The sequence below is a fragment of the Pararhodobacter oceanensis genome (assembly GCF_003076755.1).
GTDB classification, from domain to species: domain Bacteria; phylum Pseudomonadota; class Alphaproteobacteria; order Rhodobacterales; family Rhodobacteraceae; genus Pararhodobacter; species Pararhodobacter oceanensis.
In genome coordinates this window covers 447023-471226 of record NZ_QDKM01000002.1, presented here as the reverse complement: position 1 = coordinate 471226, position 24204 = coordinate 447023, and the positions used below count along the sequence as shown (strand labels likewise).

The 24204-nt window shown below is 63.7% G+C and carries 24 protein-coding genes; 10 read left to right on the top strand and 14 right to left on the bottom strand.

What is annotated here, in order from left to right:
* Positions 1–468: 468 nt before the first annotated feature.
* Positions 469–939 (bottom strand): peptidoglycan-binding domain-containing protein, encoded by a 471-nt coding sequence (locus tag DDE20_RS06610; protein WP_116557664.1) that lies wholly within the window; start codon positions 937–939, stop codon positions 469–471.
* A 343-nt stretch (positions 940–1282) separates the two neighbouring features.
* Here DDE20_RS06610 and DDE20_RS06605 point away from each other — a divergent pair, with 343 nt between their 5' ends.
* The 5 genes from DDE20_RS06605 to DDE20_RS06585 all read left to right on the top strand — a co-directional run bounded on the left by DDE20_RS06605 (position 1283) and on the right by DDE20_RS06585 (position 7580).
* Positions 1283–1606, top strand: a complete 324-nt coding sequence (locus DDE20_RS06605) for a 2Fe-2S iron-sulfur cluster-binding protein (protein ID WP_116557663.1) — start codon at positions 1283–1285, stop codon at positions 1604–1606.
* A gap of 4 nt (positions 1607–1610) precedes the next feature.
* Positions 1611–2732, top strand: a complete 1122-nt coding sequence (locus DDE20_RS06600; protein WP_116557662.1) for an AI-2E family transporter — start codon at positions 1611–1613, stop codon at positions 2730–2732.
* Positions 2710–3441 (top strand): P-loop NTPase family protein, encoded by a 732-nt coding sequence (locus DDE20_RS06595; RefSeq protein WP_116557661.1) that lies wholly within the window; start codon positions 2710–2712, stop codon positions 3439–3441. Before DDE20_RS06600 ends, DDE20_RS06595 begins: the two co-directional genes overlap by 23 nt.
* Before the next feature lie 42 nt (positions 3442–3483).
* A complete protein-coding gene (locus DDE20_RS06590; protein ID WP_116557660.1) occupies positions 3484–5679 on the top strand; it encodes an RNA degradosome polyphosphate kinase in 2196 nt (731 codons plus the stop codon).
* A 200-nt stretch (positions 5680–5879) separates the two neighbouring features.
* The gene (locus tag DDE20_RS06585; RefSeq protein ID WP_116557659.1) at positions 5880–7580 is read left to right on the top strand and encodes a Ppx/GppA family phosphatase; all 1701 of its coding nucleotides are present in this window, start codon (positions 5880–5882) and stop codon (positions 7578–7580) included.
* A 37-nt stretch (positions 7581–7617) separates the two neighbouring features.
* On the opposite strand, the gene DDE20_RS06580 is transcribed toward DDE20_RS06585, so the two are convergent.
* The 5 genes from DDE20_RS06580 to mbfA all read right to left on the bottom strand — a co-directional run bounded on the left by DDE20_RS06580 (position 7618) and on the right by mbfA (position 10805).
* Positions 7618–7899, bottom strand: coding sequence for a hypothetical protein (locus DDE20_RS06580; protein WP_205961626.1), 282 nt, complete (start codon positions 7897–7899; stop codon positions 7618–7620).
* A 9-nt stretch (positions 7900–7908) separates the two neighbouring features.
* Positions 7909–8592: a molecular chaperone DjiA gene (locus DDE20_RS06575; protein WP_116557658.1), complete on the bottom strand. Its 684-nt coding sequence runs from the start codon at positions 8590–8592 to the stop codon at positions 7909–7911.
* Positions 8593–8634: 42 nt separating this feature from the next.
* Positions 8635–9120, bottom strand: a complete 486-nt coding sequence (locus DDE20_RS06570) for a GNAT family N-acetyltransferase (protein WP_240607870.1) — start codon at positions 9118–9120, stop codon at positions 8635–8637.
* Positions 9117–9743: a VOC family protein gene (locus DDE20_RS06565; protein WP_116557656.1), complete on the bottom strand. Its 627-nt coding sequence runs from the start codon at positions 9741–9743 to the stop codon at positions 9117–9119. The genes DDE20_RS06570 and DDE20_RS06565 overlap by 4 nt, the downstream gene beginning before the upstream one ends.
* Before the next feature lie 84 nt (positions 9744–9827).
* Complete coding sequence (gene mbfA, locus DDE20_RS06560; RefSeq protein ID WP_116557655.1) at positions 9828–10805, bottom strand: iron exporter MbfA; 978 nt, start codon at positions 10803–10805, stop codon at positions 9828–9830.
* A gap of 312 nt (positions 10806–11117) precedes the next feature.
* Here mbfA and DDE20_RS06555 point away from each other — a divergent pair, with 312 nt between their 5' ends.
* Positions 11118–12485, top strand: a complete 1368-nt coding sequence (locus tag DDE20_RS06555) for a hypothetical protein (RefSeq protein WP_116557654.1) — start codon at positions 11118–11120, stop codon at positions 12483–12485.
* A 24-nt stretch (positions 12486–12509) separates the two neighbouring features.
* On the opposite strand, the gene DDE20_RS06550 is transcribed toward DDE20_RS06555, so the two are convergent.
* From DDE20_RS06550 to fabA, 3 genes are all read right to left on the bottom strand, one after another.
* Complete coding sequence (locus DDE20_RS06550) at positions 12510–13298, bottom strand: enoyl-ACP reductase FabI (protein ID WP_116557653.1); 789 nt, start codon at positions 13296–13298, stop codon at positions 12510–12512.
* A gap of 12 nt (positions 13299–13310) precedes the next feature.
* Complete coding sequence (gene fabB, locus DDE20_RS06545) at positions 13311–14540, bottom strand: beta-ketoacyl-ACP synthase I (protein WP_116557652.1); 1230 nt, start codon at positions 14538–14540, stop codon at positions 13311–13313.
* Between the two features lie 460 nt (positions 14541–15000).
* A complete protein-coding gene (gene fabA / locus DDE20_RS06540; protein WP_116557651.1) occupies positions 15001–15510 on the bottom strand; it encodes a bifunctional 3-hydroxydecanoyl-ACP dehydratase/trans-2-decenoyl-ACP isomerase in 510 nt (169 codons plus the stop codon).
* Positions 15511–15788: 278 nt separating this feature from the next.
* On the opposite strand from fabA, the gene irr reads away from it, so the two are divergent.
* Together irr and rlmJ are read left to right on the top strand one after the other, a co-directional pair.
* The gene (irr, locus tag DDE20_RS06535) at positions 15789–16229 is read left to right on the top strand and encodes a Fur family transcriptional regulator Irr (RefSeq protein ID WP_116557650.1); all 441 of its coding nucleotides are present in this window, start codon (positions 15789–15791) and stop codon (positions 16227–16229) included.
* A 63-nt stretch (positions 16230–16292) separates the two neighbouring features.
* Positions 16293–17075, top strand: a complete 783-nt coding sequence (rlmJ, locus tag DDE20_RS06530; protein ID WP_116557879.1) for a 23S rRNA (adenine(2030)-N(6))-methyltransferase RlmJ — start codon at positions 16293–16295, stop codon at positions 17073–17075.
* A gap of 273 nt (positions 17076–17348) precedes the next feature.
* On the opposite strand, the gene DDE20_RS06525 is transcribed toward rlmJ, so the two are convergent.
* The 5 genes from DDE20_RS06525 to pcaD form a co-directional block, all read right to left on the bottom strand.
* Entirely contained in the window at positions 17349–18152 is an 804-nt protein-coding gene (locus DDE20_RS06525) for an ABC transporter permease subunit (RefSeq protein ID WP_116557649.1), read from the bottom strand.
* Complete coding sequence (locus DDE20_RS06520) at positions 18149–18991, bottom strand: ABC transporter permease subunit (protein WP_205961636.1); 843 nt, start codon at positions 18989–18991, stop codon at positions 18149–18151. The genes DDE20_RS06525 and DDE20_RS06520 overlap by 4 nt, the downstream gene beginning before the upstream one ends.
* 230 nt (positions 18992–19221) lie before the next feature.
* Positions 19222–20355 (bottom strand): ABC transporter ATP-binding protein, encoded by a 1134-nt coding sequence (locus tag DDE20_RS06515; RefSeq protein WP_116557647.1) that lies wholly within the window; start codon positions 20353–20355, stop codon positions 19222–19224.
* Between the two features lie 61 nt (positions 20356–20416).
* Complete coding sequence (locus DDE20_RS06510) at positions 20417–21505, bottom strand: polyamine ABC transporter substrate-binding protein (RefSeq protein ID WP_116557646.1); 1089 nt, start codon at positions 21503–21505, stop codon at positions 20417–20419.
* Positions 21506–21975: 470 nt separating this feature from the next.
* A complete protein-coding gene (gene pcaD / locus DDE20_RS06505; RefSeq protein ID WP_116557645.1) occupies positions 21976–22776 on the bottom strand; it encodes a 3-oxoadipate enol-lactonase in 801 nt (266 codons plus the stop codon).
* Between the two features lie 148 nt (positions 22777–22924).
* Here pcaD and DDE20_RS06500 point away from each other — a divergent pair, with 148 nt between their 5' ends.
* Both DDE20_RS06500 and DDE20_RS06495 read left to right on the top strand, forming a co-directional pair.
* Positions 22925–23506, top strand: coding sequence for a nitroreductase family protein (locus DDE20_RS06500; RefSeq protein ID WP_116557644.1), 582 nt, complete (start codon positions 22925–22927; stop codon positions 23504–23506).
* Entirely contained in the window at positions 23503–24189 is a 687-nt protein-coding gene (locus tag DDE20_RS06495; protein WP_116557643.1) for an EI24 domain-containing protein, read from the top strand. Before DDE20_RS06500 ends, DDE20_RS06495 begins: the two co-directional genes overlap by 4 nt.
* Positions 24190–24204: the final 15 nt, after the last annotated feature.

Sequence of the window (24204 nt, the reverse complement as noted above, 5' to 3'; positions counted from 1 at the left end):
GCGGGCGAGACGGTTTTCGAAGGATAAGGGACGCGCCTGACCCTGGGTGGGCGCCCTGCCCTTGCCATTGAGCGCTGCACTCCAAAGCGGAAATGCCCTGTGAGCGACGAACGACATCGCCAATGCGCCCTCCCGTGGGGAGGGTCGGGCGCGGCCCGTGGGGGCCACGGGCGTGGCGGGGGCCTTTGTAGCTGCGAACTGCTGGTGCAGCCGCCGGACTTCCTTTGAGCGATACGCGCGAAGCGATGAGGGACGCGCCTGACCCTGGGTGGGCGGAACTGACTTTGCCACTGAGGGATGCACTCCAAAGCAGTGAAGTCGGGCGGGCGGTGAGTGACTTCGCCAATGCGCCCTCCCATAGGGAGGATCGGGCGCGGCCCGTGGGGGCCACGGGCGTGGCGGATGAACGGTGGGGGAAACGGTGGCTAGTGGGGTGCGCGCAGTGCCGTTGGGAAGACGGCAGCCACCTTACAGCGCGGCGCGTGGCAGGGTGACGAGGCCCAATTGCTGGGCGCCCTCCAGCGAGAGGATCGCGCTGTTGAGCCCCTGTGGGGCCTGAAACCGGCGCACCGCGTCGCTGGTCTGGGCATCCATCTCGCCGGTGATCGCACCGGTATAGAGCCCGCGTGCAGACAACGCGCGCTGCAGGGTCTCGGTGAAACCGGCGTCCATCTGCGCGGGGCATGGCACGGCGAAGAGACGTTCTTCGGCGGGGCGTAGCACCACGTCTTGCGGCGCGCGGGCGCCATCGGGGCCGGTCGCGACAAATTGGGTCTCGGTCAACGCGGGCACGCGGTCGGTCGCCCAGCAGGCATCGGCGGGCACATGAGCGAGGGCCGGTGCGACAGTATCTGCACGGCGCACCTCGGGTTGCGGCGCGCCGGTCTGGCAGGCGGCAAACAGGGTGACGAGGGCTAAGGCGCTGAGGCTGCGAAACATGAGGATCTAACCGCGATTCGTTAACTAAGGATGTCTTCAGCTTGGTTTTGACCGGCAATGCGGGCGTTTTGCGGGCATCAATCTGCTCGTCGGGGGGCCGTTGTTGCACCTTTTCGGGGCAATCCGCCCGCCGCCTGCCACAATTGCCCGCCTGCCATGCCCGCAGATCATCCCCGCAGACCAACCCAGCCTGCCCGACCGGCCCCTGCCCCGCCATGCCGCCGCCATGCCGCCGCCAAAGCACCACAGAACCCGCCAACAGCGGCAATCGCCGTCACCTCTGGTCAACGCACCTTGGGTGCCTTATGTGGAAACACGCAATTCGACCCAAGGTGAGGCAGAAATGGTCAAGATTACCTACATTGAATTTGACGGCACCGAGCATGTCGTTGACGTAGCGGCGGGGCTGACCGTTATGGAAGGTGCGCGCGACAATGGCATCAACGGCATCGAGGCCGATTGCGGCGGCGCCTGCGCCTGTTCGACCTGCCACGTCTATGTCGACAAAGCCTGGCTGGATAAAATCCCCGCCAAGGACGCGATGGAAGAGGATATGCTGGATTTCGCCTATGAGCCCGATCCCGAAACCTCGCGCCTGACCTGCCAGATCAAGGTCGAAGCGCAGCTGGACGGTCTGGTTGTGCGGATGCCCGAGCGGCAAATCTAAGCGCATGGGCGTTCCGGTGCGCAGACAGATCCAGATCTGGGGCGCGATTGCCGCGCTGCTTATCCTTGTGCTGTGGCTGCTGGGCGACGTCCTGATGCCGTTTATCCTAGGCATGGCGGCGGCCTATTTCCTCGATCCGGTCGCCGACCGGCTCGAGCGGATGGGACTGAGCCGTGTCTGGGCGACGGTGACGATCTGCGTGATGGCGCTGCTGGGACTGGGGCTGACCGCGCTGCTGGTGATCCCGCTTCTGGTCGAACAGACCCAGAGCCTGATCGAGATCGCACCGCAGCTCACCGAACGCGCCATCGGCTTTGTCACCGAGCGTTTCCCCTCATTGATCGACGCGGATTCGACCCTGCGCCAATCGCTGAACTCCTTTGGCGCGCTTCTGCGGTCGCGCGGGGGCGAATTGGTAAATGCGCTGCTCGGCTCGGCGGCCTCGGTGATCAATGTGGTGCTGCTGATCGTCATCGTGCCGGTGGTGGCGTTTTATATGCTGCTTGATTGGGACCGGATGATCGCGCGGATCGACACGCTACTGCCGCGCGAATACGCGCCGGTGATTCGCGATCTGGCGCGTGATATCGACGACACTGTCGCCTCGTTCATTCGCGGCATGGGCGGTGTCTGCCTGATCATGGGCGTGTTTTACGCCGCGACGCTGATGCTGGTGGGCTTGCAATTCGGGCTGGTGGTCGGCGCGGTGGCCGGATTGGTCACCTTTATCCCCTATGTCGGCGCGGTGATCGGCGGCGTCTTGGCGGTCGGGCTGGCGCTCTATCAGTTCTGGGGCGATTGGGTGTCGATCGGCCTTGTGGCAGCGATCTTTGTCTCGGGGCAGATGCTGGAGGGCAATGTGCTGACCCCGCGGCTGGTCGGCCGTTCGGTGGGCTTGCATCCGGTCTGGCTGCTGCTCGCGCTTTCGGCCTTTGGTGCGCTGTTTGGCTTTGTCGGCATGCTGGTGGCGGTGCCGATTGCGGCGGCCATGGGCGTGGTGATCCGCCGCGCCATCGACAGCTATAAGGATAGCGCGCTCTATCAGGGCACGGAGCCAAGCGCCGCGCCGCCGCCCCCGATTAACCTTGAGACCGGACACAGAGATGAGCGACCGGATCAAACCTGAGCAAATCACCTTTGACCTGCCCAATAGGCCGGCGATGGGGCGCGAGGATTTCCTTGAGGCGCCGTCGAATGCGCTGGCGCTGGCGGCGATCGAATCGCCTGCCGGATTGCCCGCAGGCATCATGGTGCTGACCGGCCCGCGCGGCAGTGGCAAGACCCATCTGGCGCATGTCTGGGCGCAGCAATCGGATGCGCAATGGCTCGATGCTGCGACATTGCCCGAGGATCTGCCCTATATCCTCGCCTCGGACGCCCGCGCCTTTGTCATCGACGACGCGCATCTGGTCAGCGGCGCGCAGGGGCAAGAGGCGCTGTTTCATCTGATCAACCACCTGCGCAACAAGGGGTCGCTGCTGCTCACTGCGCGGCAGCCGGTGCGCGATTGGGGGCTGACCCTGCCCGATCTGATCTCGAGGCTGTCGGCGGCGGCGCATGTGGCGCTGGCCGAGCCGGACGAGACCCTGCTGGCGGCGGTGCTGGTCAAATTGTTCAACGACCGGCAATTGCGCGTGCAACCGGCGCTGATCACCTATCTGCTGGGCCGGATGGAGCGCTCGCTCGCGGTGGCCGGTGATCTGGTGGCGCGGCTGGATGCGCAGGCGCTGAAACTGGGGCGGCCGGTGACGCGGGCGCTGGCGCAGGAACTTCTGGCCAAAGAGTTCGGAAGCGACGGCGACGACCTGCAAGACCTCGACATCCCCCCCGAATAGGGCGCATCATGCGGCATATTCCTAACCCGTGACCGCATATTTATGACCTCGCTTGTATCCGACTTTCTGCACGGCCCTCGCCAGACGCCAATCGACCCACCCGAGGGGTTTGATCCGGCGACACCGGCGCGGTTTTTCAATCGTGAACTGTCGTGGATCGCGTTCAACTGGCGGGTGCTCGATGAAGCCTCGAACCCGCGGGTGCCGCTGCTGGAACGGGTGCGGTTCCTGTCGATCTCGGCGGCCAATCTCGATGAGTTCTATACCGTGCGCGTCGCCGGTCTGCGCGAGCTTTACCGCTCGGGCAGTGCCGCGCCCTCGATTGACGGCAAGACCCCGCAAGAGCAACTGACGCTGATCAACGAACAGGCGCGGCAGTTGATGGCGCGCCAGCAGGAAACCTTTGGCGCCCTGCGTGAGGCGCTTGAGGGCGAGCAGATTTTCCTGCTGGATCGCAAGGCGCTGACCGAGGCAGATAAGGAATTTCTCAACGCCTATTTTCTGGCCGATGTGTTCCCGATGCTCTCGCCCCTCGCGATTGATCCGGCGCATCCCTTCCCCTTCATCCCCAACGCCGGTTTCGCGCTGGCGCTGCAAATCGAGCGCCGTGCCGACGGGTTGCGGCGCAATGCTTTGCTGCCGGTACCGACCCAGATCGACCGGTTTATCCCCCTGCCCGCCGAGGGGGGCGCGCTGCGGTTCCTGCCGCTGGAGGAGTTGTTGCTAGACCAGTTGCAAGCGCTCTTCCCCGGCTATTCGATGCGCAACGCCTGCGCGTTTCGGGTGTTGCGCGATTCGGATATGGAGGTCGAGGAAGAGGCCGAGGATCTGGTGCGCGAATTCGAAGTGGCGCTGAAACGGCGGCGGCGTGGCGAGGTGGTGCGGCTGAAACTGACCGCCAACGCCAAGCCGGAACTGCGCAAGATGATCATGCAGGAGCTCGAGGTCGTCCCCGATGAGGTGGTCGAGGTCGAGGGGCTGTTGGGCATGTCGGATCTGACCGAACTGGTGGTCGATGCGCGGCGTGATCTGCAATGGCCGAGTTTCTCGCCACGGGTGCCCGAGCGGGTGCAGGATCACGACGGCAATATGTTCGCCGCGATCCGCCAAAAGGACATGCTGCTGCATCACCCCTATGAGACCTTCGATATGGTGGTGCGGTTTCTGGAACAGGCGGCGCGCGACCCCGATGTGCTGGCGATCAAACAGACGCTCTACCGGACCTCACGCGACAGCCCGATTGTCGCCGCGCTCTGCGAGGCGGCCGAGGCGGGGAAATCCGTCACCGCCTTTGTCGAACTCAAGGCGCGGTTTGACGAGGCCGCCAATATCCGCCAGTCGCGACGGCTGGAACGCGCTGGTGCGCATGTGGTTTACGGGTTCATCAACTATAAAACCCACGCCAAGATTTCCGCGGTGGTGCGCCGCGAGGGCAAGAAACTGGTCACTTACACCCATTTCGGCACCGGCAATTACCATCCGATTACGGCGCGATTCTACACCGATCTGAGCTTTTTCACCTGCAAACCGGCGATGGGCCGCGATGCGGCGCGGGTGTTCAACTATCTGTCGGGCTATGCCGAGCCTGAGGGGCTGGAAAACCTCGCGATCTCGCCGCTGACCCTGAAACCCAAGCTCTTGGAACTGATCAGCGCCGAGGCCGATCACGCCCGCGCGGGCCGTCCGGCGGCGATCTGGGCCAAGCTGAACGCGCTGGTCGAGCCCGATGTGATCGACGCGCTTTATGCCGCCTCGCAAGCAGGCGTGCAGATTGATCTGACGATTCGCGGCATCTGCGGGCTTCGCCCCGGCATTCGCGGGCTCTCCGAGAATATCCGCGTCAAATCCATTGTCGGGCGGTTTTTGGAGCATTCGCGGATTGTCTGCTTTGGCTCGGGCCACGGGCTGCCGTCGATTGACGGGCGGGTGTTTATTTCCTCGGCGGATTGGATGGGCCGCAACCTGTTGCGGCGGGTGGAAACGCTGGTCGAGATCAACAACGCTACCGTCAAAGCGCAGATTGTGCAGCAGATCATGGCCGCGAACCTGCATGACACGGCGCAAAGCTGGGTGCTGGACGGGCTGGGCAGCTACGCGCGTATCCTGCCCGAACCCGGATCCAAACAGGACCGTAAGATGTTCAATTGCCACCGGTTTTTCATGGAGAACCCCTCGCTCTCGGGGCGCGGATCGGCGGGGGCGAAGGATGTGCCGGAACTGGCGCATGACCCGGATTGATTGCCACAGCGCTACCTGTGGCGGATTGACCACGACCAACCGCCAGAGGTTGACGTTTTGGCCGCGCCTGTCCTAGATGGACGCGGCTGCAATTTGACAAAGAGGCAGGGCATGGCGATCACATCCGACCCCATGACCAAGGCATCACGGCGCATTTCGCCCGCACCGCACACATCCCCAAGACAGGCTGAATCCAAGCCATGACACAGGCTCCCAAAGCCGACTCCGCTGCTCTGAGCACGGATACTGCCAATGCCGATGGCACCGCTGACAGCGGTGCGGAAACGGGCACCGCTGCGCCGCCGCGCCCGACCCCGATCCGCGGCTATTTCGAGCGCCCGCTGTTTGACGCCGAGGCGATTCGCGGCCTCCAGCGGGTGGGCGTGATTGATGTCGGCTCGAACTCGGTGCGGATGGTGGTGTTTGACGGCGCCGCCCGCTCACCGGCCTATTTCTACAATGAAAAACTGCTCTGCGGCTTGGGGCGCGGGCTGGCGGAAACCGGCCTGTTGAACCCCGAGGGCCGGGTGCGCGCGCTCAATGCGATCAACCGCTTCTCGATCCTCGCCGAGGAAATGGACCTGACCAGCCTGACCATGGTCGCCACCGCCGCAGTGCGCGAGGCCACGGACGGCGAGGCGTTCAAAACCGAGGTCGAGATGGCCACCGGCATCGAAATGCGGATCATCGACGGTGAAGAAGAGGCGCGGCTCTCGGCGCAGGGCGTTTTGTTGGGCTGGCCCGGTGCGCGCGGGCTGGTCTGCGATATCGGCGGCTCGTCAATGGAGTTGGGCGAGGTCGCGGATAACACGGTTGGCCGCCGCGCCACTTCGCCGCTGGGTCCGTTCCGGCTGCAACAGATCAAGGGTGGCAAGAAGGGGCTGAAAAACCACATCCGCGAGACCCTGACCGAGCTGCGCGACAAGGTCGGCGGGGACCACAAGGCGCTCTATCTGGTCGGCGGCTCGTGGCGGGCCTTGGCGCGGCTGGATATGGAGCGGCGCGGCTATCCGTTAACCGTGTTGCATGAATACGAGATGACGCCGAAGTCGATCCGCAAGACCATCGACTGGCTGCAGGATCAGGACCTGTCGAAACTGCGCAACCGCACCGGCACCTCGGCTGAACGCATGTCGCTGGTGCCCTTGGCGACGGTGGTGCTGCGACAACTGCTGCATGTGTTTCGCCCGAAACGGGTCTATGTCTCGAGCTATGGCATCCGCGAGGGCATCCTGTTCGAGCAAATGCCCGATGATCTGCGCGCCTGCGATCCCCTGATTGAAGCCTCGCGCCATCTTGAGGAGGCCAGCGCCCGCACCCCGGGATTTGGCCGCAAGCTGTTTGATTTCCTCATGCCGCTCTATCGCAACGCGCCGCCCGACCGCATGCGGCTGATCCGCGCCGCCTGTCTGTTGCACGATGTGAACTGGCGCGCGCATCCCGATTACCGATCAGAGAGCTGTTTTGACACCGCGACGCGCGCCAATCTCGGCGGGATGGACCACAAAAGCCGCGTCTATCTGGGGCTGGCGCTGATGAACCGGTATAAGAACCCCGGCTCGAATTCGCGGCTTACCCCCTTGTTATCGCTGCTCGATCCCGAGGATATACGGCACGCGAATATGCTGGGACGGGCGATGCGCTTTGGCGCCATGCTCTCGGTGAAAGGGCCGAATGCGGCGGCGGAAATGCGCTATTATCCCAAAAAGGAAGTGCTGGAACTGATCCTTGATCCCGACCGGCAGGCGCTGTTTGGCGAGGTCGCGCAACAGCGGTTCTCGGCGCTGGCCAAATCGCTGGGGGTCTCGACCAAGCTGCGGGTGGCGCGGACGGCAAAGCTGGAGGTCGCCAAGGCGGAACTGGCCAATGGCGAGGCGGCGAAAGCGGAGACATCCTCCTAAGCGCCGACACCCACAATCCCGGCCACCGGCGCGCGGCTCACAATTCGAGCGGGTCCAGCACCGGCGGTTCTGCCTCTTCAGCCTCGGGCGGTGGTGCCTCGCGGCGGCGGATCAGGATATCGCCATTGGGCAGCAGCTCGGGCATATGCCAGCCCGAATAGTCGCCCAAGAGTTCCGCCAGCGATCCCATAAACGGGTCGATCCGCTCGAGCAATTCGCCCATCATCTCGCCAAACCGCCCACCCTCGGGTGCTTCCTGCGCCGCCAGAGGCAGCGCCAGCATCAGGGAAAACCCGGCAATCACAAAGACCTGTCTCATCGACCCCTCCTAAGCTGCGGCGCGCTCCTGCACTTCGCTCCAGGCGTTATTGAGCGCTTTGAGCCGGTCCTCGGCCATTTTCACCGCCTCATCCGGCACCCCGCGCGCGCGCAAGGCATCGGGGTGGCTCTCGCGCGCCAGACGCCGGTATGCGACCCGCGCCTCATCCAGCGAGGCATCCTGCGGCAGTTCCAACAGGTCATACGGATCAGGGTCCAGCCCCGGCACCACCCGCGCCATGATCGCGGTGAAACAACGCTCACCGAGGCCGAATTCCTCCGATACGGCGCGCAGGAACGCCTCTTCATTGGGGTGGAAGGTGCCATCGGCCATGGCGATATGGAAGAGCCCTTCCAAAAGATCGCGCAACACCGGATCACCGGCGGGAAACAGACCGGCGATCTTGCGCGCATAGGCGTCAAATCCCGCCACATCCTGCCGCGCCAGATTGAAAATCCGCGCCGCGTGTTTCTCATCCGCGGCTGAAATGGTGAAGACCGAGCGGAACATCGCCACCTCATCGCGGGTGACCACGCCGTCGGCCTTGGCCAGTTTCGCGCCCAGAGCGATCACCCCGATGGTAAAGGCGATGCTGCGTTCGGGTGCCGCGCGCAAATGGTCCAGCGCCACCGACAGCGGCTCACCGGCGCGCAGGGCCTCGATAACAGCGGTGATGCGTAACCAGAGCGACATGCCAGCAGTTTACCCCGCGTATTTGGTTTTGCCCATGCGGGATCACAAGAATTTCTGCACCAACACCAGATCTTGAGGGGCGCCGAATTTCCACCCCGCCTGCGGGATCTGCGCGACCGTCGCGAAGCCCTGCTTGCGGTGGAAGGTCAGCGCGGCGGTGTTTTGGGCGCTGATCGCACCGATGAACAGGCGGTGGCTCTGGCCGCATGCATGGGTCTCGAGCGCCGCCAGCAGCGCCGCGCCGATCCCCTGCCCGCGCGCAGTGTCGGCCAGATAGATCGAATGCTCCATCGCCCCGGCATAGCCCGCCGCGCCGCGAAACTGGTCGTAGCTGGCGAACCCCGTGAGCTTTTCTCCGGCGGTCGCCACCAGAACCGCGCGTCCGGCCTGCTGGCGCGCGGCGATGAAGTTGCGGCAGCTTTCCTCAGTGACCTCCACAGCGGTAAAGGTAAACACCGTGTCGCGGATGATCTGGTTCCAGATCACCGCCATCGCCGCCGCATCCTCAAGCCTAGCCGCGCGGATCACGAAAGTTCCCGCACACCCTGTGGTGTCTGAAACCGCGCCGAGAGCGCAAGGGCACCGCGGCGCAGCTCCAACCATGGCTCGCGCTCCAGCGGCGCCACCGCCTGCCCCAGCGCCGCCCCCAATTCTTGCGCGCGCGGGTGCTGCAAGGTCAGACCGGTCAAGCGCACGCCGCGGTCGGGCAGGCGCTGCGCCGGATGCGCCGCGCCCTGCCACTGGATCAGCGCCGGAAATACCCCGTCAAAAGGCAGCCGCCCGTCCTGCGCCACCGCCATCCGCCACGCCAGATCCCCGCGGGCCAATTCCACCGCCTGCCCCGCGCCCTCAGGCGCGCGCGCCAGCGATCCCTCCAGATCGTCCGTCGCCGCGATCCACGCCCGCAGCCGCGGCGCGCCGGTGAACTCATCCAAGGCAAACCAGCGCCGATGCGCGGGCGCCGCCATCTCGGGATTGATCGCGATCACCTCGAGATAGGCCTCAGGCCCCAAGGACAAGAGCGCGTTATGAGTGCCCATCAACGGATGCTCCCCGCCCGCCTCCAGCGGCACGCCGAGCAAAGCCTCGACAAATTCCACCCCCTCGCGCAGGTTTTCCGCCGCGATTGCCAGATGATCAAATACCGCCATAACCCGCCCCACTTTATGCCCTAAATATCCTGGGGGTGAGCCGCCCCGCGGCGAGGGGGCAAAGCCCCCTACCCCCCACGCCCGCTATCCGGCGCCGATAATCGCCCCCGCCGCAAACACCAGCGCGCCGCCCAGAACCCCCAGCAGGGTGGCGCGGAGAACCGGGGTGTCCATGTATTTGTTCTGGATCCAGGCGATCGCCCAGAGTTCGACAAAGACCACGATCATCGCGATCACCGTGGCGGTCCAGAAATCGGGGATCAGATAGGGCAGCGCGTGGCCGAGCCCGCCGAGGGTGGTCATGATCCCCGAGGCAAAGCCGCGTTTCACCGGCGAGCCGCGGCCGGATAATTGCCCGTCGTCCGAGGCGGCCTCGGTAAAGCCCATGGAAATCCCCGCGCCGACCGAGGCGGCGAGGCCGACCAGAAAGGTCGTATGGGTGTCTTGGGTGGCGAAGGCGGTGGCGAAGATCGGCGCGAGGGTGGAAACCGAGCCATCCATCAGCCCCGCCAGACCGGGCTGCACCCAGGTCAGCAGGAATTGCCGCTTGGCGGTCTCATCCTCGCTGGCGCGGGCGTCGCGGCCCAGATGCTTGTGTTCCAGCGCTTCAGCGGTGCTGTGATGGGCGGCCTCGGCGGCGGCGAGATCGCCGAGCAATTTGCGGGTCTTGGCATCCGTGGCGCGGGCGGTGGCAGCCTCATAAAACGCCTGCGCCTGCCGCTCCATCGCCTCGGCCTCGCCGCGGATTTGCTCCAGCGTCATCGTCTCCATCAGCCAGACCGGCTTGCGGGCGTAATAGCCCGCGACATGCTCGCGGCGCAGCAGGGGGATGACCTGCCCGAAACGGTGTTGATGGAGCGCGATCAGGCGGCTGCGGTGGCTGTCTTCTTCGGCGGCCATATCATCGAAAATCGCCGCCGAGGCCGGATATTCCGCCCGCAAGCGCTCGGCATAGCTTCGGTAAATCCGCGCGTCGTCCTCTTCGGAAGAGATCGCCAGCGCGAGGATTTCCTGCTCGCTCAGATCGCGAAAACGGCGGCGGTTTCCATAGCCGGAGATCATCGGGCACCTCTTTGTCTATCGGGGTAGTTTAGACGCTGGGAAGTCATGCACAAGAGGCGGGCCGGACCTGCTGTCCCGCGTGTGGGACAGGGGCGGGATGGTGTGATTTCAATGGGTTATCCTGTCGGGTTTACCCTTTGTTAGGGCTGATATCGGGGATTTTTTGAGTATTTTTGGCAAGATGAAGCCGGGGGTATTGCCCCAGACGGGGCGTCGGGTTGCTTGCCTCAGGGGCTGGCGAATGGGCGGGACGCTTGACGCAGCGATAGTTTTTAACGTTCAATGCAAGCATAGCGTGTGAAAGGGTGAGGTATGAGTGGTCAATCGCGTCCGAGTTACCTGTGTCAGGGCGAAAGCGCCCGGTTGTTTCCGGTGCTGTCCACCACCTCGAAAGAGGGGCGCACCACCTCGATTGTGCTCGCCTGCATGTCGAAAATCGACGAATTCGGCCATGCGCTTCTGGCCTCAGTCGGGCGGCCCTTGGGCAAACGCGCGAAGCTGGATGTCTATACCGAGATCGTGTTTGAAAAGCCCAAAACCGAGATCCGCGAGCGCCCTGACGGGCTGATTGTCGTCACCGTGGGCAGCCGTGAATGGCGTGCCCTGCTGGAAACCAAAATCGGCAACAACGAGCTGGACCCGCAGCAAATCGAGCGCTACCGCAGCCTCGCCAAAGAGTTCGACATTGACTGTGTGATCACCATTTCCAACCAATTCGCCACCACTCCCGATGCCCATCCGGTGGAGGCGGTGCGCAAAAGTAAATCGAAGATTCCAGTGTTCCATTGGTCGTGGATGCATATCCTGACCACCGCCGATCTGCTGATCTCGGCCAAAGGCGTGGCGGATGAGGACCAGCGGATTTTGCTCAATGAATTGCGCCGCTTCCTGACCCATGAAAGCGCCGGTATCCGTGGTTTTGACCGGATGCCGCGCGAATGGACCGAGTTGAACAAGCTGGTCACCAGTGGCGGCGCGATACCGGCGAAATCACCGATTGCACTGCCGGTGTTGGAGGCTTGGCATCAGGAAACCCGCGATCTATCGCTGATCCTGAGCCGGTTGACCGGCACGGCGGTGACCGAGAAATTGCCGCGGCGGCATATCAAAGACCCCTCGGAGCGCCAGAAGGCCGAGTTGCAATTGCTGCGCGATGCGGGGCAATTGACCAGCGAGTTGCTGATCCCCGACGCGGCCTCACCGCTGTTGGTGGTGGCCGATCTGAAACGGCGCTGCATTGATGTCGGCATGACCCTGCGCGCGCCCGAGGACCGCAAATCCACCAAAGCGCGGCTGAACTGGCTGTTGCGGCAGATCAAGACCGAGCGTGCCGAAGGGTATTTCCTGCGTCTCTTGTGGCCGGGCAGCGCCGACAGCACCCAATTTGCGCTGGCGGACCTGCGCGCCGATATCGAGATCGCCAGCGAGGGCAAGGCGCATCTGGTGGTGAGCCGGTTCTTTGTGTTCCAATCCTCGGAGCTGGGCGGGCGCTTTGGCCAGCAGCAGAATTTCATCGCTGAATTGGAGCGTTTGGTGCCGGAATTCTACCGCAACCTTGGCTCGGGCCTGAGCGCGTGGCAGCGTCCGGCACCGAAAATTCAGGAGGCGCGGGCGACCAACAAGGATGTTGACCGCCATGCGCTGGCCGAAGATGCCGAGGGTTTTGAGGCGAAGGATTAGGCTCGCCGTCGATCCAGCCGCGCCCTAGATATTATCCGGCTGCGGCATGCCCAGGACGTGATAGCCGCTGTCGACCATGACGATGTCGCCGGTGGTGCAGGCGCCGTAATCCGAGGCCAGAAACACCGCCGCGCCGCCGACCGCTTCGAGGGTGGCGTTATGGCCCAGAGGCGCGTTGGCCTCGGTGTGGCGGTAGGTTTTGCGGGCGCCGCCGATGGCCGCTCCGGCGAGGGTTTTCATCGGGCCGGGCGAGATCGCATTGACGCGGATGTTCTGCGGGCCGAGGTCATTAGCGAGATAGCGCATCGACGCCTCGAGCGCCGCCTTGGCCACACCCATCACGTTGTAAAACGGCGTCACGCGATTCGATCCGCCGTAAGTCAGGGTGATCAAGGAGCCGCCCTCGGGCATCAATTCAGCCGCGCGGCGCGAGACGTCAATGAAGGAATAGCAGGAAATATCCAGCGAATTCTTGAAGTTATCGCGGCTGGTATTGGTGAACCGACCGGTGAGCTCGTTCTTGTCAGAATAGGCGATGGCATGGACCAGAAAGTCGATCTGGCCCCAGCGATCCTTGAGTGCGGCAAAGGCGGCATCGAGGCTCTCGTCCGAAGTCACATCGACATCGACCAGAAACTCCGAGCCCAGCGAGGCGGCCAGTGGCTGCACCCGTTTGCCGAAGGCGTCGCCTTGATAGGAGAACGCCAGCTCCGCGCCCTCGGCGGCCAGCGCCTTGGCAATGCCCCAGGCGATCGAGCGTTCATTGGCCACGCCCATGACCAACCCGCGTTTTCCGTTCATCAGATTGGCCATGGCCGTGCTCCTTTACTGATCGAATTTCGACATCACCAGCGTGGCGTTGGTGCCGCCAAAGCCAAAGCTGTTCGACAAGACGCTGTCATGGTCGACATCTTCGCGCAGCTCGGTGCAGATCTCATGGGGTTTGATCTCGGGGTCGAGATTGGTGACATTGATCGAGGGGGCGATGAATTTGCCCTGCATCATCAGGAGCGAATAGATCGCCTCATGCACGCCGGTGGCGCCAAGGCTGTGGCCGGTCATCGATTTGGTCGAGGCGATCGGCGGCACATTGTCTTCGCCAAAGACGCGGCGCACGGCCTGCACTTCGGTGACATCGCCGGCCGGCGTCGAGGTGCCATGGGCGTTGATATAGGTGATTTTACGGCCCTCGGGCAGCGTGCCAAGTGCCAGCCGCATCGAGCGTTCGCCGCCCTCGCCGGAAGGCGCGACCATGTCGTGGCCGTCCGAGGTGGCGCCGTAGCCGGTGACTTCGGCGTAGATCTTGGCACCGCGGGCCAGCGCGTGTTCGAGTTCTTCCAGCACCACCACACCGCCGCCGCCGGCGATGACAAAGCCGTCGCGGCTGGCGTCAAAGGTGCGCGAGGCGGTCTCGGGGGTGTCATTGTATTTCGACGACATCGCGCCCATCGCGTCGAACAGGCAGGAAAGGGTCCAGTCCAGTTCTTCGCCGCCGCCGGCAAAGACGATGTCCTGTTTGCCCATCTGGATCAGCTCGGTGCCGTTGCCGATGCAATGCGCCGAGGTCGAGCAGGCGGAGGTGATCGAGTAGTTCACGCCCTTGATCTTGAACGGCGTGGCCAGGCAGGCCGAGTTGGTCGAGGACATGCAGCGGGTAACCATGAAGGGGCCCATGCGCTTGGGCGCGCCCTTCTCGATCACGATCTGATGGGCTTGGAAAAAGTTCGAGGTCGAGGGGCCGCCGGAGCCCATGATCAGGCCCGAGCGCTCGTTCGAGACATCCGAAGGCTCGAGGCCTGCGTCCTTGATCGCCTGTTCCATCGAGATGAAGTTATAGGCCGCGCCCGGCCCCATGAAGCGCAGGTCGCGCTTGTCGATATGCTCGGTCAGGTCGATCTGCGGCATGCCGTGGATCTGGCTGCGAAACCCGTGTTCGGCGTATTCGGGGGATGCGACGATCCCGGATTTCCCCGCCCGCAGGCTGGCTTCAACTTCGGCGGCAGTGTTGCCGATGGGCGAGACAATCCCGATCCCGGTAATAACGACGCGGCGCATGGCGGCTCCCTGTAATCTTGGCGAGGCGGGTGTACCCACCTTAGTGGCAGAAATCTATCTGAAAACAATCGGGCTGCCCATTGCAGTTTCAGATTTTGGGCCCGTTTCAGATTTCGGGGCCCCTCTCGGTCAATCGGGCAGGCTAGAAGAAATCGCGGCGGAAGAAAAGCGGGCGGTTAAACAGGTTCAGGGGGCTGTCTGCCCCCTCGGCCCGTGCCGGGCCTCACCCCCGAGGATATTTGAAGCATAAAGTGGGCGGGATCGGTGGCGACTTAACGCGCGGTTAACCTTAATGGGCCAAGCTGGGAGCACGGTACAGGCAGGGATGCCGATGACCGTGCATGAAGTGGGCGGCGCGGGCTTTTGCGGTCCGCGTCGTCCGGCGCCCCTGCCCCCACTTTATGCCTGAAATATCCCGGGGGAGCCGCCGCAGGCGGTGGGGGCAGCGCCCCCTCTGTCCTTAGCTTTCCGAGAGCGCGACTTTCATGCCGGTGACCTGATAGATCACCTCGCCATCGGCCTCGACGATGCCGTCGGCGACGCCCATGGTCAACCGGCGGCTTTGCACGGCTTTGGTGAAATCGACCTTATAGGTCAGCATCTTACGATCCGGGCGCACCATGCCGGTGAGCTTCACTTCGCCGACGCCGAGCGCATAGCCACGGCCCAGCCAGCCGCGCCAGCCGAGGTTGAAGCCGGTCAATTGCCAGAGCCCGTCGAGGCCCAGACAGCCGGGCATGATCGGGTTGCCGGGGAAATGGCAGTCGAAAAACCACAGCTCCGGGGTGATGTCGAATTCGGCTTTGATATGGCCCTTGCCATGCGCCCCGCCATCGGCAGAGACCTCGGTGATCCGGTCCATCATCAGCATCGGCGGCGCCGGAAGCTGGGCGTTGCCGGGGCCGAAAAGCTCGCCGCGTGCGCAAGCCAGAAGGGCGTCCTTGTCGAATGATGTCGGATATTGCGCCATGGTATAATGTCCTTCTTAGGGGCGTTCGGGCTTAGGGGGGGTCGGTCTTAGAGGCGGGCGGTCTTAGAGGCGTTTGGGCGGTATTTGATCAGATCTCCCTCCCCTCTAGCATTGCCGCTTTGACAGTGACAAGTCGCGCGTTGATCCGGCGAGCGCGCGGAATGCGGGGGGAAAGCCGGATGTGGGGACAGCCCTGCCGGCTGCCCGCGTAAGCGGCTTTTCACGGCCGGGGCTGCAAGGGCATTGAAAGATAAGTCTTTAACAAGTTATAAGATGGCATGACCAGTGATTTCGCAGTGAACACGCCAGATGCGCAGGACCGGGCAGCCAATTGGCTGATCGCCGCCGGATTGCGGCCGACCAAACAGCGGTTGTCGCTGGCGGCCCTGCTGATGGGCGACGGGCGCAACCGCCATGTCACCGCCGAGAGCCTGTTCACCGCCACGCAGGCGAGCGACGAAAAGGTCTCATTGGCTACGGTTTACAACACCTTACGCGCGTTTTGCGAGGCCGGGCTGCTGTGCGAGATCGCCGTTGAGGGCTCGCGCAGTTATTTCGACACCTGCACCGATGACCACCCGCATTTCTTTTTCGAGGACACCCAGCAGCTGCGCGATGCGCCTGCCGAGCAGCTTGAAATCCTGCGGCTCCCCGATATACCGCAGGATTGCGAGATCTCGAAGGTGGATGTGGTGATCCGGCTGCGCCGCACGCAGTAACGCGGTCTTCCCGAATTTCATGTCCCTGAGGCGCGCGTCTGGCGGGCCGGAAAGTCTGTGGCGATGCTGTCCTATCAACATCTATATCACGCCGGAAACGCCGCTGATGTGCATAAACATGCGCTGCAGGCGTGGATGCTGGACTATCTGACCGGCAAGGAGAAACCGCTGACCTATATCGAGAGCCACGCCGGACGCGGGCTGTATGATCTGGGCGCGCCCGAAGCGGTGAAGACCGGCGAGGCCGAGGCGGGGATTTTCCGGCTGGAAGCGGGGTTTGCGCCGGATCATCCCTATATGCGGGTGATAGCCGAGTTGCGCGCAGAGTTCGGACCGGCGGCCTATCCCGGCTCGCCGATGATTGCCACGCGCCTGTTGCGCGGGTTTGATACCGTGCATCTGGCCGAACGTCATCCGGCGGAATATGAGGCGCTGGCCGAGGCGATGATGCCCTATGCGGCGCGGGTGCATCAGGTGGACGGCTTTGCCAAAGTGCAGGAATTGACCCCGCCGATGCCGCGGCGCGGGATGCTGCTGATTGATCCGAGCTATGAGGTGGCGGCGGATTATGCCGAGATGGCGCGGTTCATCGGGCTGATCGCGCGCAAGTGGAATGTGGGGATTATTGCGCTGTGGTATCCGATCCTGAGCGACGGGCGGCATCTGGGGATGCTGCGCGAGTTGCAGGCGGCGCACCCGGGGGCTTTGCGCCATGAGGTGCGGTTTGCGCCGGCGCGCGAAGGGCACGGGATGGTCGGGTCGGGGCTTTTCGTGATCAACCCGCCTTGGGGGTTGGACACGGAAGCGGCGCGGGTTTCGGCGGTGTTCGAGACGCTGGCGGGGTGAGTTTAGCAACCACTTGTTGAACAGGCCCACCGTTTGGCGCGGGCTTTCACCCGGGCCGCGCCCGACCCTTCCCACGGGAGGGCGCTCGGCGATATCGTTCATTGCGCGCCCGACATGGATGCTTCTGAGCGCTGCGCGTCGCCGCGAGGGTGCCCGCGCCCTCCCAGGGTCGGGCGCGGCCCTTTGTGCGAAAGTCTTGGGGGCGTTGCCCCCTCTGGCCTGCGGCCATTCACCCCCAGGATATTTTTGGACAGATGAGCGGGCCGGTTTCGCTTAGTATTTCTTGTGTTGGCGGCGCAGCAGCAGGCCGGCGATGGTGACGGCGATGGCGACGATCACAATGATGATCGTGGCGAGCGCGTTGACATCGGGGCTGACCCCGAGGCGCACTTTCGAGAAGATCACCATTGGCAGGGTCGAGGCGCCCGGCCCGGAAACGAAGCTGGCGACCACCAGATCATCGAGCGACAGCGTGAAGGCCAAGAGCCAGCCGGAGATCAACGCCGGGGTGATCACCGGCAGGGTGATGTCGAAGAATACCCTGACCGGACCGGCGCCGAGGTCGCGGGCGGCCTCCTCGAGGCTTTCGTCCATATCGCGCAGCCGTGACTGGGCGATCACCGTGACATAGGCGGCGCAGAAGGTCGCATGGGCGATCACCACCGTGGTTAATCCGCGCCCTGCGGGCCAGCCGAGCATATTTTCCATGGTGACAAACAACAGGAGCAGCGACAGGCCGGTGATCACCTCGGGCATCACCAAGGGCGCGGTGACCATGCCGGTGAGCAGGAGCTTGCCGCGAAACCTTGCGAAACGGGTCAGGGTGAAGGCGGCGAGCGTGCCGATCACCGTGGCCAGCGTGGCGCTGAGCGTGGCGACTTTCAGGCTGACCCAAGCCGCCGAGAGCATCTGCCCGTCGCGCAGCAATTCGCCATACCAGCGGGTGGAAAACCCGCCCCAGACGGTGACGAGGCGGCTTTCGTTAAACGAGAACACCACCAGCGAGACGATCGGCGCATAGAGGAACACAAAGCCCAGCGTGGCGACGACGGGCAGGAAATAGCCGCGCAGGTTCATTTCGGCACCTCGCGGTTTTGCACCGATTGCAGCCACATGATCGGCAGCACCACCAGCACCAGCATCACGATTGCCACCGCCGAGGCCACGGGCCAGTCGCGCGAGGCAAAGAACTCATCCCACAGGACGCGGCCGATCATCAACGTGTCGGGCCCGCCGAGGAGTGCCGGGATCACATATTCGCCGATGGCGGGGATGAAAACCAGCATCGAGCCCGCGACAATCCCGGGCAGCGAGAGTGGCAGGGTGATGGTGAGGAAGGTCACCATGGGTGAGGCGCCGAGGTCTCCGGCGGCCTCGAGGAGCGCGCCGTCGAGTTTCACCAGATTGGCGTACAGCGGCAGGATCATGAACGGCAGATAGGTGTAGACGATGCCGATATAGACCGCGAGGTCGGTTTGCATCATCACCAAGGGCTCGTCGATCACCCCCGCCCAGGTGAGGATATTATTGATCACCCCGTCGCGGCGCAGAAAGCCGATCCATGCGTAGACCCGCAACAGAAAGGAGGTCCAGAACGGCAGGATCACCAACAGCAGCAGGATCGAGCGGCGCGGCTCGGGGGCGCGGGCGATGTAATAGGCGAGCGGGTAGCCGATCAGCAGCGCGAAGATCGTCGAGATGGCGGCGACACGGAAGGACGAGAGATAGGCGTTGCGGTAGAGCGCGTCGGACAGGAGGAAACGGTAGTTATCAAGGCTGGCAATGATCTCGAGCGAACCGTCGGAGCCGCGTTCCCAGAGCGGGCTATAGGGCGGGCGGGCGATCATCGATTCGGCGATGGAGATGCGGCCAAGCACCAGAAACGGCACCAGAAAGAACACGAAGAGCCAGAGCATCGGCAGGGCGATGACCAGCCACCGGCGGGAGATACCGAGCGCATCGCTGGCCTCGAGCGCGATCAGGGCAAGCGCGGTGGTCCAGAGGATCAGGGTTAATGTGCCCGCGGTCTGGGCCTCAAGCGTCAGCAGGTCGAAACGGAGCGCAAGCGCCAGCGCGACCACGGCGATGAGGAACAGGCGGCGGTAGAGGGGTGCGTGGCTGGCGCTTGGCACCGCGTCGGGGGCACTCATTGGGTCAGCACCCGCACGGCGGCGGGGTTCCAGCTGGCGTAGATATGCTCATCCCAGCTGATCGGGTCTTCGTCGCGCAGCCGGTTGGATTGGGTGACGGTGATCATCCGGCCATTCTCGAGGCGCACGCGGTAGGTCGAGAGATGCCCGACGTAGCCCATATCAAGCACCAGCCCGCGCACCACATCATTGCGCCCTTCGGGGGCGCTGCGGGTCAGGGTGATACGCTCGGGGCGCAGGGCCAGATACACGGTTTGCCCCTGCGTGAGGCCCGAGACCGGCGGCACCGCAACGGCGCCCAGATCCGCAGTCTCGACACGCATCAGATCGGGGGCGGCGGGGCCGACTGTGCCTTCGAACATATTCACCGAACCGATGAAATCGGCGACAAAGCGCGAGGTCGGCGTCTCATAGATTTCGCGGGGTTCGCCGACCTGCTGGATGACACCGTCGCTCATCACCCCGATGCGGGTGGCCAGGGTCATCGCCTCGTCCTGATCATGGGTGACGACGATGAAGGTGACGCCGAGGGATTCCTGAATGCGGATCAGTTCGAACTGGGTTTTCTCGCGCAGTTTCTTATCGAGCGCGCCCAGAGGTTCATCCAAGAGCAGCAGTTTGGGCTTTTTCACCAAGGCACGGGCAAGCGCCACACGCTGGCGCTGGCCGCCCGAAAGCTGGTGCGGTTTGCGGCGCGCGAAAGCCTCAAGATTAACCATTTGCAGCATTTCAAGCGCGCGGGCGCGGGCCTCGGCTTTGGACATCCCCTCGCGCAACAGCCCGTAGGCGACATTGCGCTCGACGCTCATATGCGGGAACAGCGCGTAGGATTGGAACATCATATTGGTCGGGCGTTTGTCGGCGCTGACCGTGGCCATATCCTGCCCGTCGATCAGGATCTGGCCCTTGGTGGGCGTCTCGAAACCGGCGAGCATGCGCAGAAGCGTCGATTTCCCGCAGCCCGAGCCGCCCAGGAGGCAGAACAATTCGCCGCGGTAAATATCCAGCGATACATCATCCACCGCCGTGGCATCACCGAATTTTTTGGTGATGTTGCGAATGGAAATGAACGGCGGCGCATCGGCATCGCGCCAAGGCCGCGTATCGGCAGCAATCGCTGGTGTGGTCATCAAATCCCTCCGCCCAAGATCTGTGCCCCGCCCGCCATTGCCAGCGGGCGGGGCTGTCGTCTTATTGTCCGGTGCGGACGCGGGTCCACATGCGGGTCAGGGCGCGGTCCTCGCGCGAGGTATAGGTGACGCCGGTGAACAGGCGGTCCATCACCTCTTGCGGCGGGAAGATCGCCGGATCAGCGGTGATCTCGGCATCGACCATCGGCCAGGAGCTGCGGTTGGCATTGGCATACCAGACGTAATTGGTCACCTCGGCGATCACATCGGGTTCCATCAGGTAGTTGATGAACAGATGCGCGTTCTCGGCGTTGGGCGCATCCGAGGGGATCGCCAGCATGTCGAACCAGACCATCGCGCCCTCTTCAGGGATCGCATACCAGACGTTGACGCCGCGATCCGCCTCTTCGGCGCGGGCAGCGGCCTGAAACACATCGCCGGACCAGCCGACCGAGACGCAGACCTCGCCATTGGCCAGATCACCGATATATTGCGAGGAATGGTAGTAGCGGACGTGTTCGCGCACCGAGGCGAGGAGCTCACCGGCGACCTCGAGATCTTCGTCGCTATGCGATTGCGGATCGAGCCCGAGATAGGCCAGCGCGGCGGGGATCATCTCGGTCGGCGCGTCGAGCATGGAGATGCCGCAATCGGCGACCTGCGCGGCGATTTCGGGATCAAACAGCAGTTCCCAGCTGTTGACCTCATAGTCCTCACCCAGACGTTCGGCAACCATATCAATGTTATAACCGATCCCGGTGGTGCCCCACATATAGACCGTGCCGTGCTCATTGCCGGGGTCAAAGGTGGCGGCGCGGGCCATCAGACCCTCGTCCATATGTTCGAGATTGCCCAGTTGCTCACGGTCGAGCGGCTGGTAGACACCGGCGGCGATCTGGCGCTGCATGAAATCGGTGGTCGGCACCACCACATCATAGCCCGAGCCACCGGCGAGCATCCGCGCTTCGAGGGTCTCGTTCGAATCGTAGACATCGACCGAGACGGTGATGCCGGTTTCCTCGGCAAACCGCTCGATGGCGGCGTCGGTGATGTAATCCGACCAGATATAGAGGTGCAGCTCGCCCTCGGCGAGGGCAGGCGCTGGCGCTGCAAGGCAGGCAATGGCAGCGGCCAAAGTGGTGCGTTTCATAGAGATCTCCCCGGTTTAACTGGCCCGATGTGGTGGCGGGCGCGGATCTGTCGGGACTTTCTGCGAGTCCCGATCATGGTCAGTTTAATGCCCTGTTGGCGCTTGCGTCCAGAGCCCGTGATACCGCTGGTGCCGCGCCTATTGGGTGGCCGTTTGGGTGGCTTGCGGGGCGGTGGTGGCGCGGGCTTTGGCCGCTAGGGAATAATTTGATCAAATCATGCGCAGGCGTCAATTCATTTGCGCTTGGGCGGTGGTTTTTCTGCCCCTCCGGCGCTGGTTGGCACCGGGTGGCGGTGGCGGTTCTCCGGCGCGGTACAGACCCGACGCGGTGAGGGCTTTGCCCGCGCCGCGCTGGGGTGCTGTGGGGTGAGATGAGCCTGACTGTCACTTAATCAACCTTTCTACCGTGGAGAACCGGAGTCACATGGCGGGAAATGTCACTTTCTCAACATTCGCCATTGGTCAGACATTCACGCCCCCTGCCCTGCCCCTTTGAGGCTATCGAAAAACCCGCTCAGAAGCCGCGCGTAGATATCGGGCTGATCAACGCAGGACAGATGGCCCGAGGCCTGGATCAGTTCAAACCGCGCACCGGGGATCAGGTCGATGGTTTCACGCACCAGATCGGGGGGTGTGGATTTATCCTCACCGCCGGCAATGCCCAGAACCGGCAGCCGCAGCCCCGAGGTCGGCGTATAGAAATCCGTGCCCGCCAAGGCCGCGACGCAGCCCGCATAGCCCTCGCGCGGGGTGCGTACCACCATATTGCGCCAGGCCGCGCATTCGGGCGACTGGCGGAAGGCGGGGGCGAACCAGCGCTCAATGGTGGCATCGGCAAAGGGTTCGATCCCGCCCGCTTGCACCGCGGCGACCCGCTCTAGCCATTGCTCTTTGGTGCCGATCTTGGCGGCGGTGTTCGACAAGACCAGCGCGCGCACCAAATCGGGGCGTTTGACCGCCAGCCCCTGCGCCACCATGCCACCGATCGACAGGCCGACGACCACCGCATTGGTGATCTGCAGATGCTCCATCAGCGCCTCGAGATCGCGCACCAGAGCGCCCATCGCATAGGGTGCTTTCGGCGCATCCGAGAGCCCGTGACCGCGCATATCATAGCGCAGAATCCGCAGCCCCGCGGGCAGACGGGCGATGGTTTTGTCCCAGAGCCGCAGATCGGTGCCCAGCGAATTGGCAAACACCACCGGCAGCCCCTCGGCCGCGCCCTCAAGCGCGTAATGCAGGTTCAGCCCGTCCAGATTGACCATCTCCATCGCGTCACCTCCGATTGCGTGATCTGCAGTGATAGCGGAAATTATCCGCCGGACAAGCGGCAATAACCGCCCGATTTGCCGCGGCATAAACCGTTGGTGCGCTTGAAACTTGGCCGCAAAGTTGCGATCTGAAAGGCTGGAGGTGGCAATGACCCAATTAGACCCTAACCCCGTGATGGATTTCCTGCTGACGCGGCGCTCGAAACCCGCCAAAGCCCTGACCTTACCGGCGCCCGATGCCGACACGCTGCAGCAATTGCTGACCGCAGCCACCCGCGTGCCGGATCATGGGCGGATGGAGCCATGGCGGTTTGTGGTGCTTGAGGGCGCGGCGCTCGAGCGGCTCTCGGCGCTGGTCCGCGAACGCGGCGCGGCGACGGGTGTGGAGCCCGAGAAGATCGAGAAATCGGCACTCTCATGGGCGCGTGCACCGATGATCGTGGCGGTGATTTCCAGCCCGAAACCCTCGGATAAAATCCCGCAGGTCGAGCAATTGCTCTCCTCGGGGGCGGTCTGTCTGAGCTTGGTTAACGCGGCGCTGGCAACCGGCTGGGGTGCCTCGTGGATCACCGGCTGGGCGGCCTTTGACCGGCTGTTTGTCGAGAACGGTCTGGGGCTGGAGCCACAGGAACAGATCGCCGGTTTCGTGCATCTGGGCAGCTGCGACTTGACCGCGCCGGAACGCGCGCGTCCCGATGTTGCGGCGCTGACCACACGGGTTCGCGCGTGATCTTCCGCGCCTTCGCGGATGCCTTGGGGCAATGGAATGACAAGCGCTTTCGCCGCGCCATCTGGTTCGGTCTGGCGCTGTCGATTGCGCTGTTGTTCGCGATGTATGCGGTGGTGCTATTAGTCGTGCAACTGGTGACGCCGGCGACATGGTCGCTGCCCTGGATCGGCGAAATCGGCGGTTTGCCGACGCTGTTGTCGCTGGCCTCGATCGCGGTGATGCTGGTGCTTTCGGTGTTCCTGATGGTGCCGGTGGCCTCGGCATTCACCGGATTGTTTCTGGATGATGTGGCCGATGCGGTTGAGGCGGTGCATTACCCCAATCTGCCGCAGGCCCCGCGGGCGCCGTTCTGGCCGGCGCTGGTCGATTCGGCGCGGTATTTCGGGGTCTTGGTGGGGCTGAACCTGATCGGCATGGTGGTGTTTGTGTTCACCGGCGGGATCGGCATTGTGATCCTCTGGCTGATCAACGGCTATCTGTTATCGCGCGAGTATTTCACCATGATCGCCCTGCGCCGCCTGCCCGTCGCCGAGGCCCATGCGCTGCGCAAATCCAACCGTTTCCGGCTGTGGATGGCGGGAGCGCTGATGGCGGTGCCGCTCAGCGTGCCCTTGGTTAATCTGGTGATGCCGGTGATCGGCGCGGCGACCTTCACCCATATCTATCACCGCTTGCGGCGTTAACGGTTAACGCGGGCA

Excerpts from the sequence above, each read along its gene's own strand:
- DDE20_RS06555 (WP_116557654.1), top strand. The coding sequence starts at position 11,118 with ATGAGTGGTCAATCGCGTCCGAGTTACCTGTGTCAGGGCGAAAGCGCC.
- DDE20_RS06585 (WP_116557659.1), top strand. The coding sequence starts at position 5,880 with ATGACACAGGCTCCCAAAGCCGACTCCGCTGCTCTGAGCACGGATACT.
- mbfA (WP_116557655.1), bottom strand. The coding sequence starts at position 10,805 with ATGATCTCCGGCTATGGAAACCGCCGCCGTTTTCGCGATCTGAGCGAG.
- DDE20_RS06605 (WP_116557663.1), top strand. The coding sequence starts at position 1,283 with ATGGTCAAGATTACCTACATTGAATTTGACGGCACCGAGCATGTCGTT.
- DDE20_RS06500 (WP_116557644.1), top strand. The coding sequence starts at position 22,925 with ATGACCCAATTAGACCCTAACCCCGTGATGGATTTCCTGCTGACGCGG.
- DDE20_RS06525 (WP_116557649.1), bottom strand. The coding sequence starts at position 18,152 with ATGAACCTGCGCGGCTATTTCCTGCCCGTCGTCGCCACGCTGGGCTTT.
- DDE20_RS06590 (WP_116557660.1), top strand. The coding sequence starts at position 3,484 with ATGACCTCGCTTGTATCCGACTTTCTGCACGGCCCTCGCCAGACGCCA.
- rlmJ (WP_116557879.1), top strand. The coding sequence starts at position 16,293 with ATGCTGTCCTATCAACATCTATATCACGCCGGAAACGCCGCTGATGTG.
- DDE20_RS06595 (WP_116557661.1), top strand. The coding sequence starts at position 2,710 with ATGAGCGACCGGATCAAACCTGAGCAAATCACCTTTGACCTGCCCAAT.
- DDE20_RS06515 (WP_116557647.1), bottom strand. The coding sequence starts at position 20,355 with ATGACCACACCAGCGATTGCTGCCGATACGCGGCCTTGGCGCGATGCC.
- fabA (WP_116557651.1), bottom strand. The coding sequence starts at position 15,510 with ATGGCGCAATATCCGACATCATTCGACAAGGACGCCCTTCTGGCTTGC.
- DDE20_RS06550 (WP_116557653.1), bottom strand. The coding sequence starts at position 13,298 with ATGGCCAATCTGATGAACGGAAAACGCGGGTTGGTCATGGGCGTGGCC.
- DDE20_RS06580 (WP_205961626.1), bottom strand. The coding sequence starts at position 7,899 with ATGAGACAGGTCTTTGTGATTGCCGGGTTTTCCCTGATGCTGGCGCTG.
- DDE20_RS06610 (WP_116557664.1), bottom strand. The coding sequence starts at position 939 with ATGTTTCGCAGCCTCAGCGCCTTAGCCCTCGTCACCCTGTTTGCCGCC.
- DDE20_RS06565 (WP_116557656.1), bottom strand. The coding sequence starts at position 9,743 with ATGGCGGTATTTGATCATCTGGCAATCGCGGCGGAAAACCTGCGCGAG.
- DDE20_RS06600 (WP_116557662.1), top strand. The coding sequence starts at position 1,611 with ATGGGCGTTCCGGTGCGCAGACAGATCCAGATCTGGGGCGCGATTGCC.
- irr (WP_116557650.1), top strand. The coding sequence starts at position 15,789 with ATGACCAGTGATTTCGCAGTGAACACGCCAGATGCGCAGGACCGGGCA.
- fabB (WP_116557652.1), bottom strand. The coding sequence starts at position 14,540 with ATGCGCCGCGTCGTTATTACCGGGATCGGGATTGTCTCGCCCATCGGC.
- DDE20_RS06520 (WP_205961636.1), bottom strand. The coding sequence starts at position 18,991 with ATGCTCTGGCTCTTCGTGTTCTTTCTGGTGCCGTTTCTGGTGCTTGGC.
- DDE20_RS06575 (WP_116557658.1), bottom strand. The coding sequence starts at position 8,592 with ATGTCGCTCTGGTTACGCATCACCGCTGTTATCGAGGCCCTGCGCGCC.
- DDE20_RS06510 (WP_116557646.1), bottom strand. The coding sequence starts at position 21,505 with ATGAAACGCACCACTTTGGCCGCTGCCATTGCCTGCCTTGCAGCGCCA.
- pcaD (WP_116557645.1), bottom strand. The coding sequence starts at position 22,776 with ATGGAGATGGTCAATCTGGACGGGCTGAACCTGCATTACGCGCTTGAG.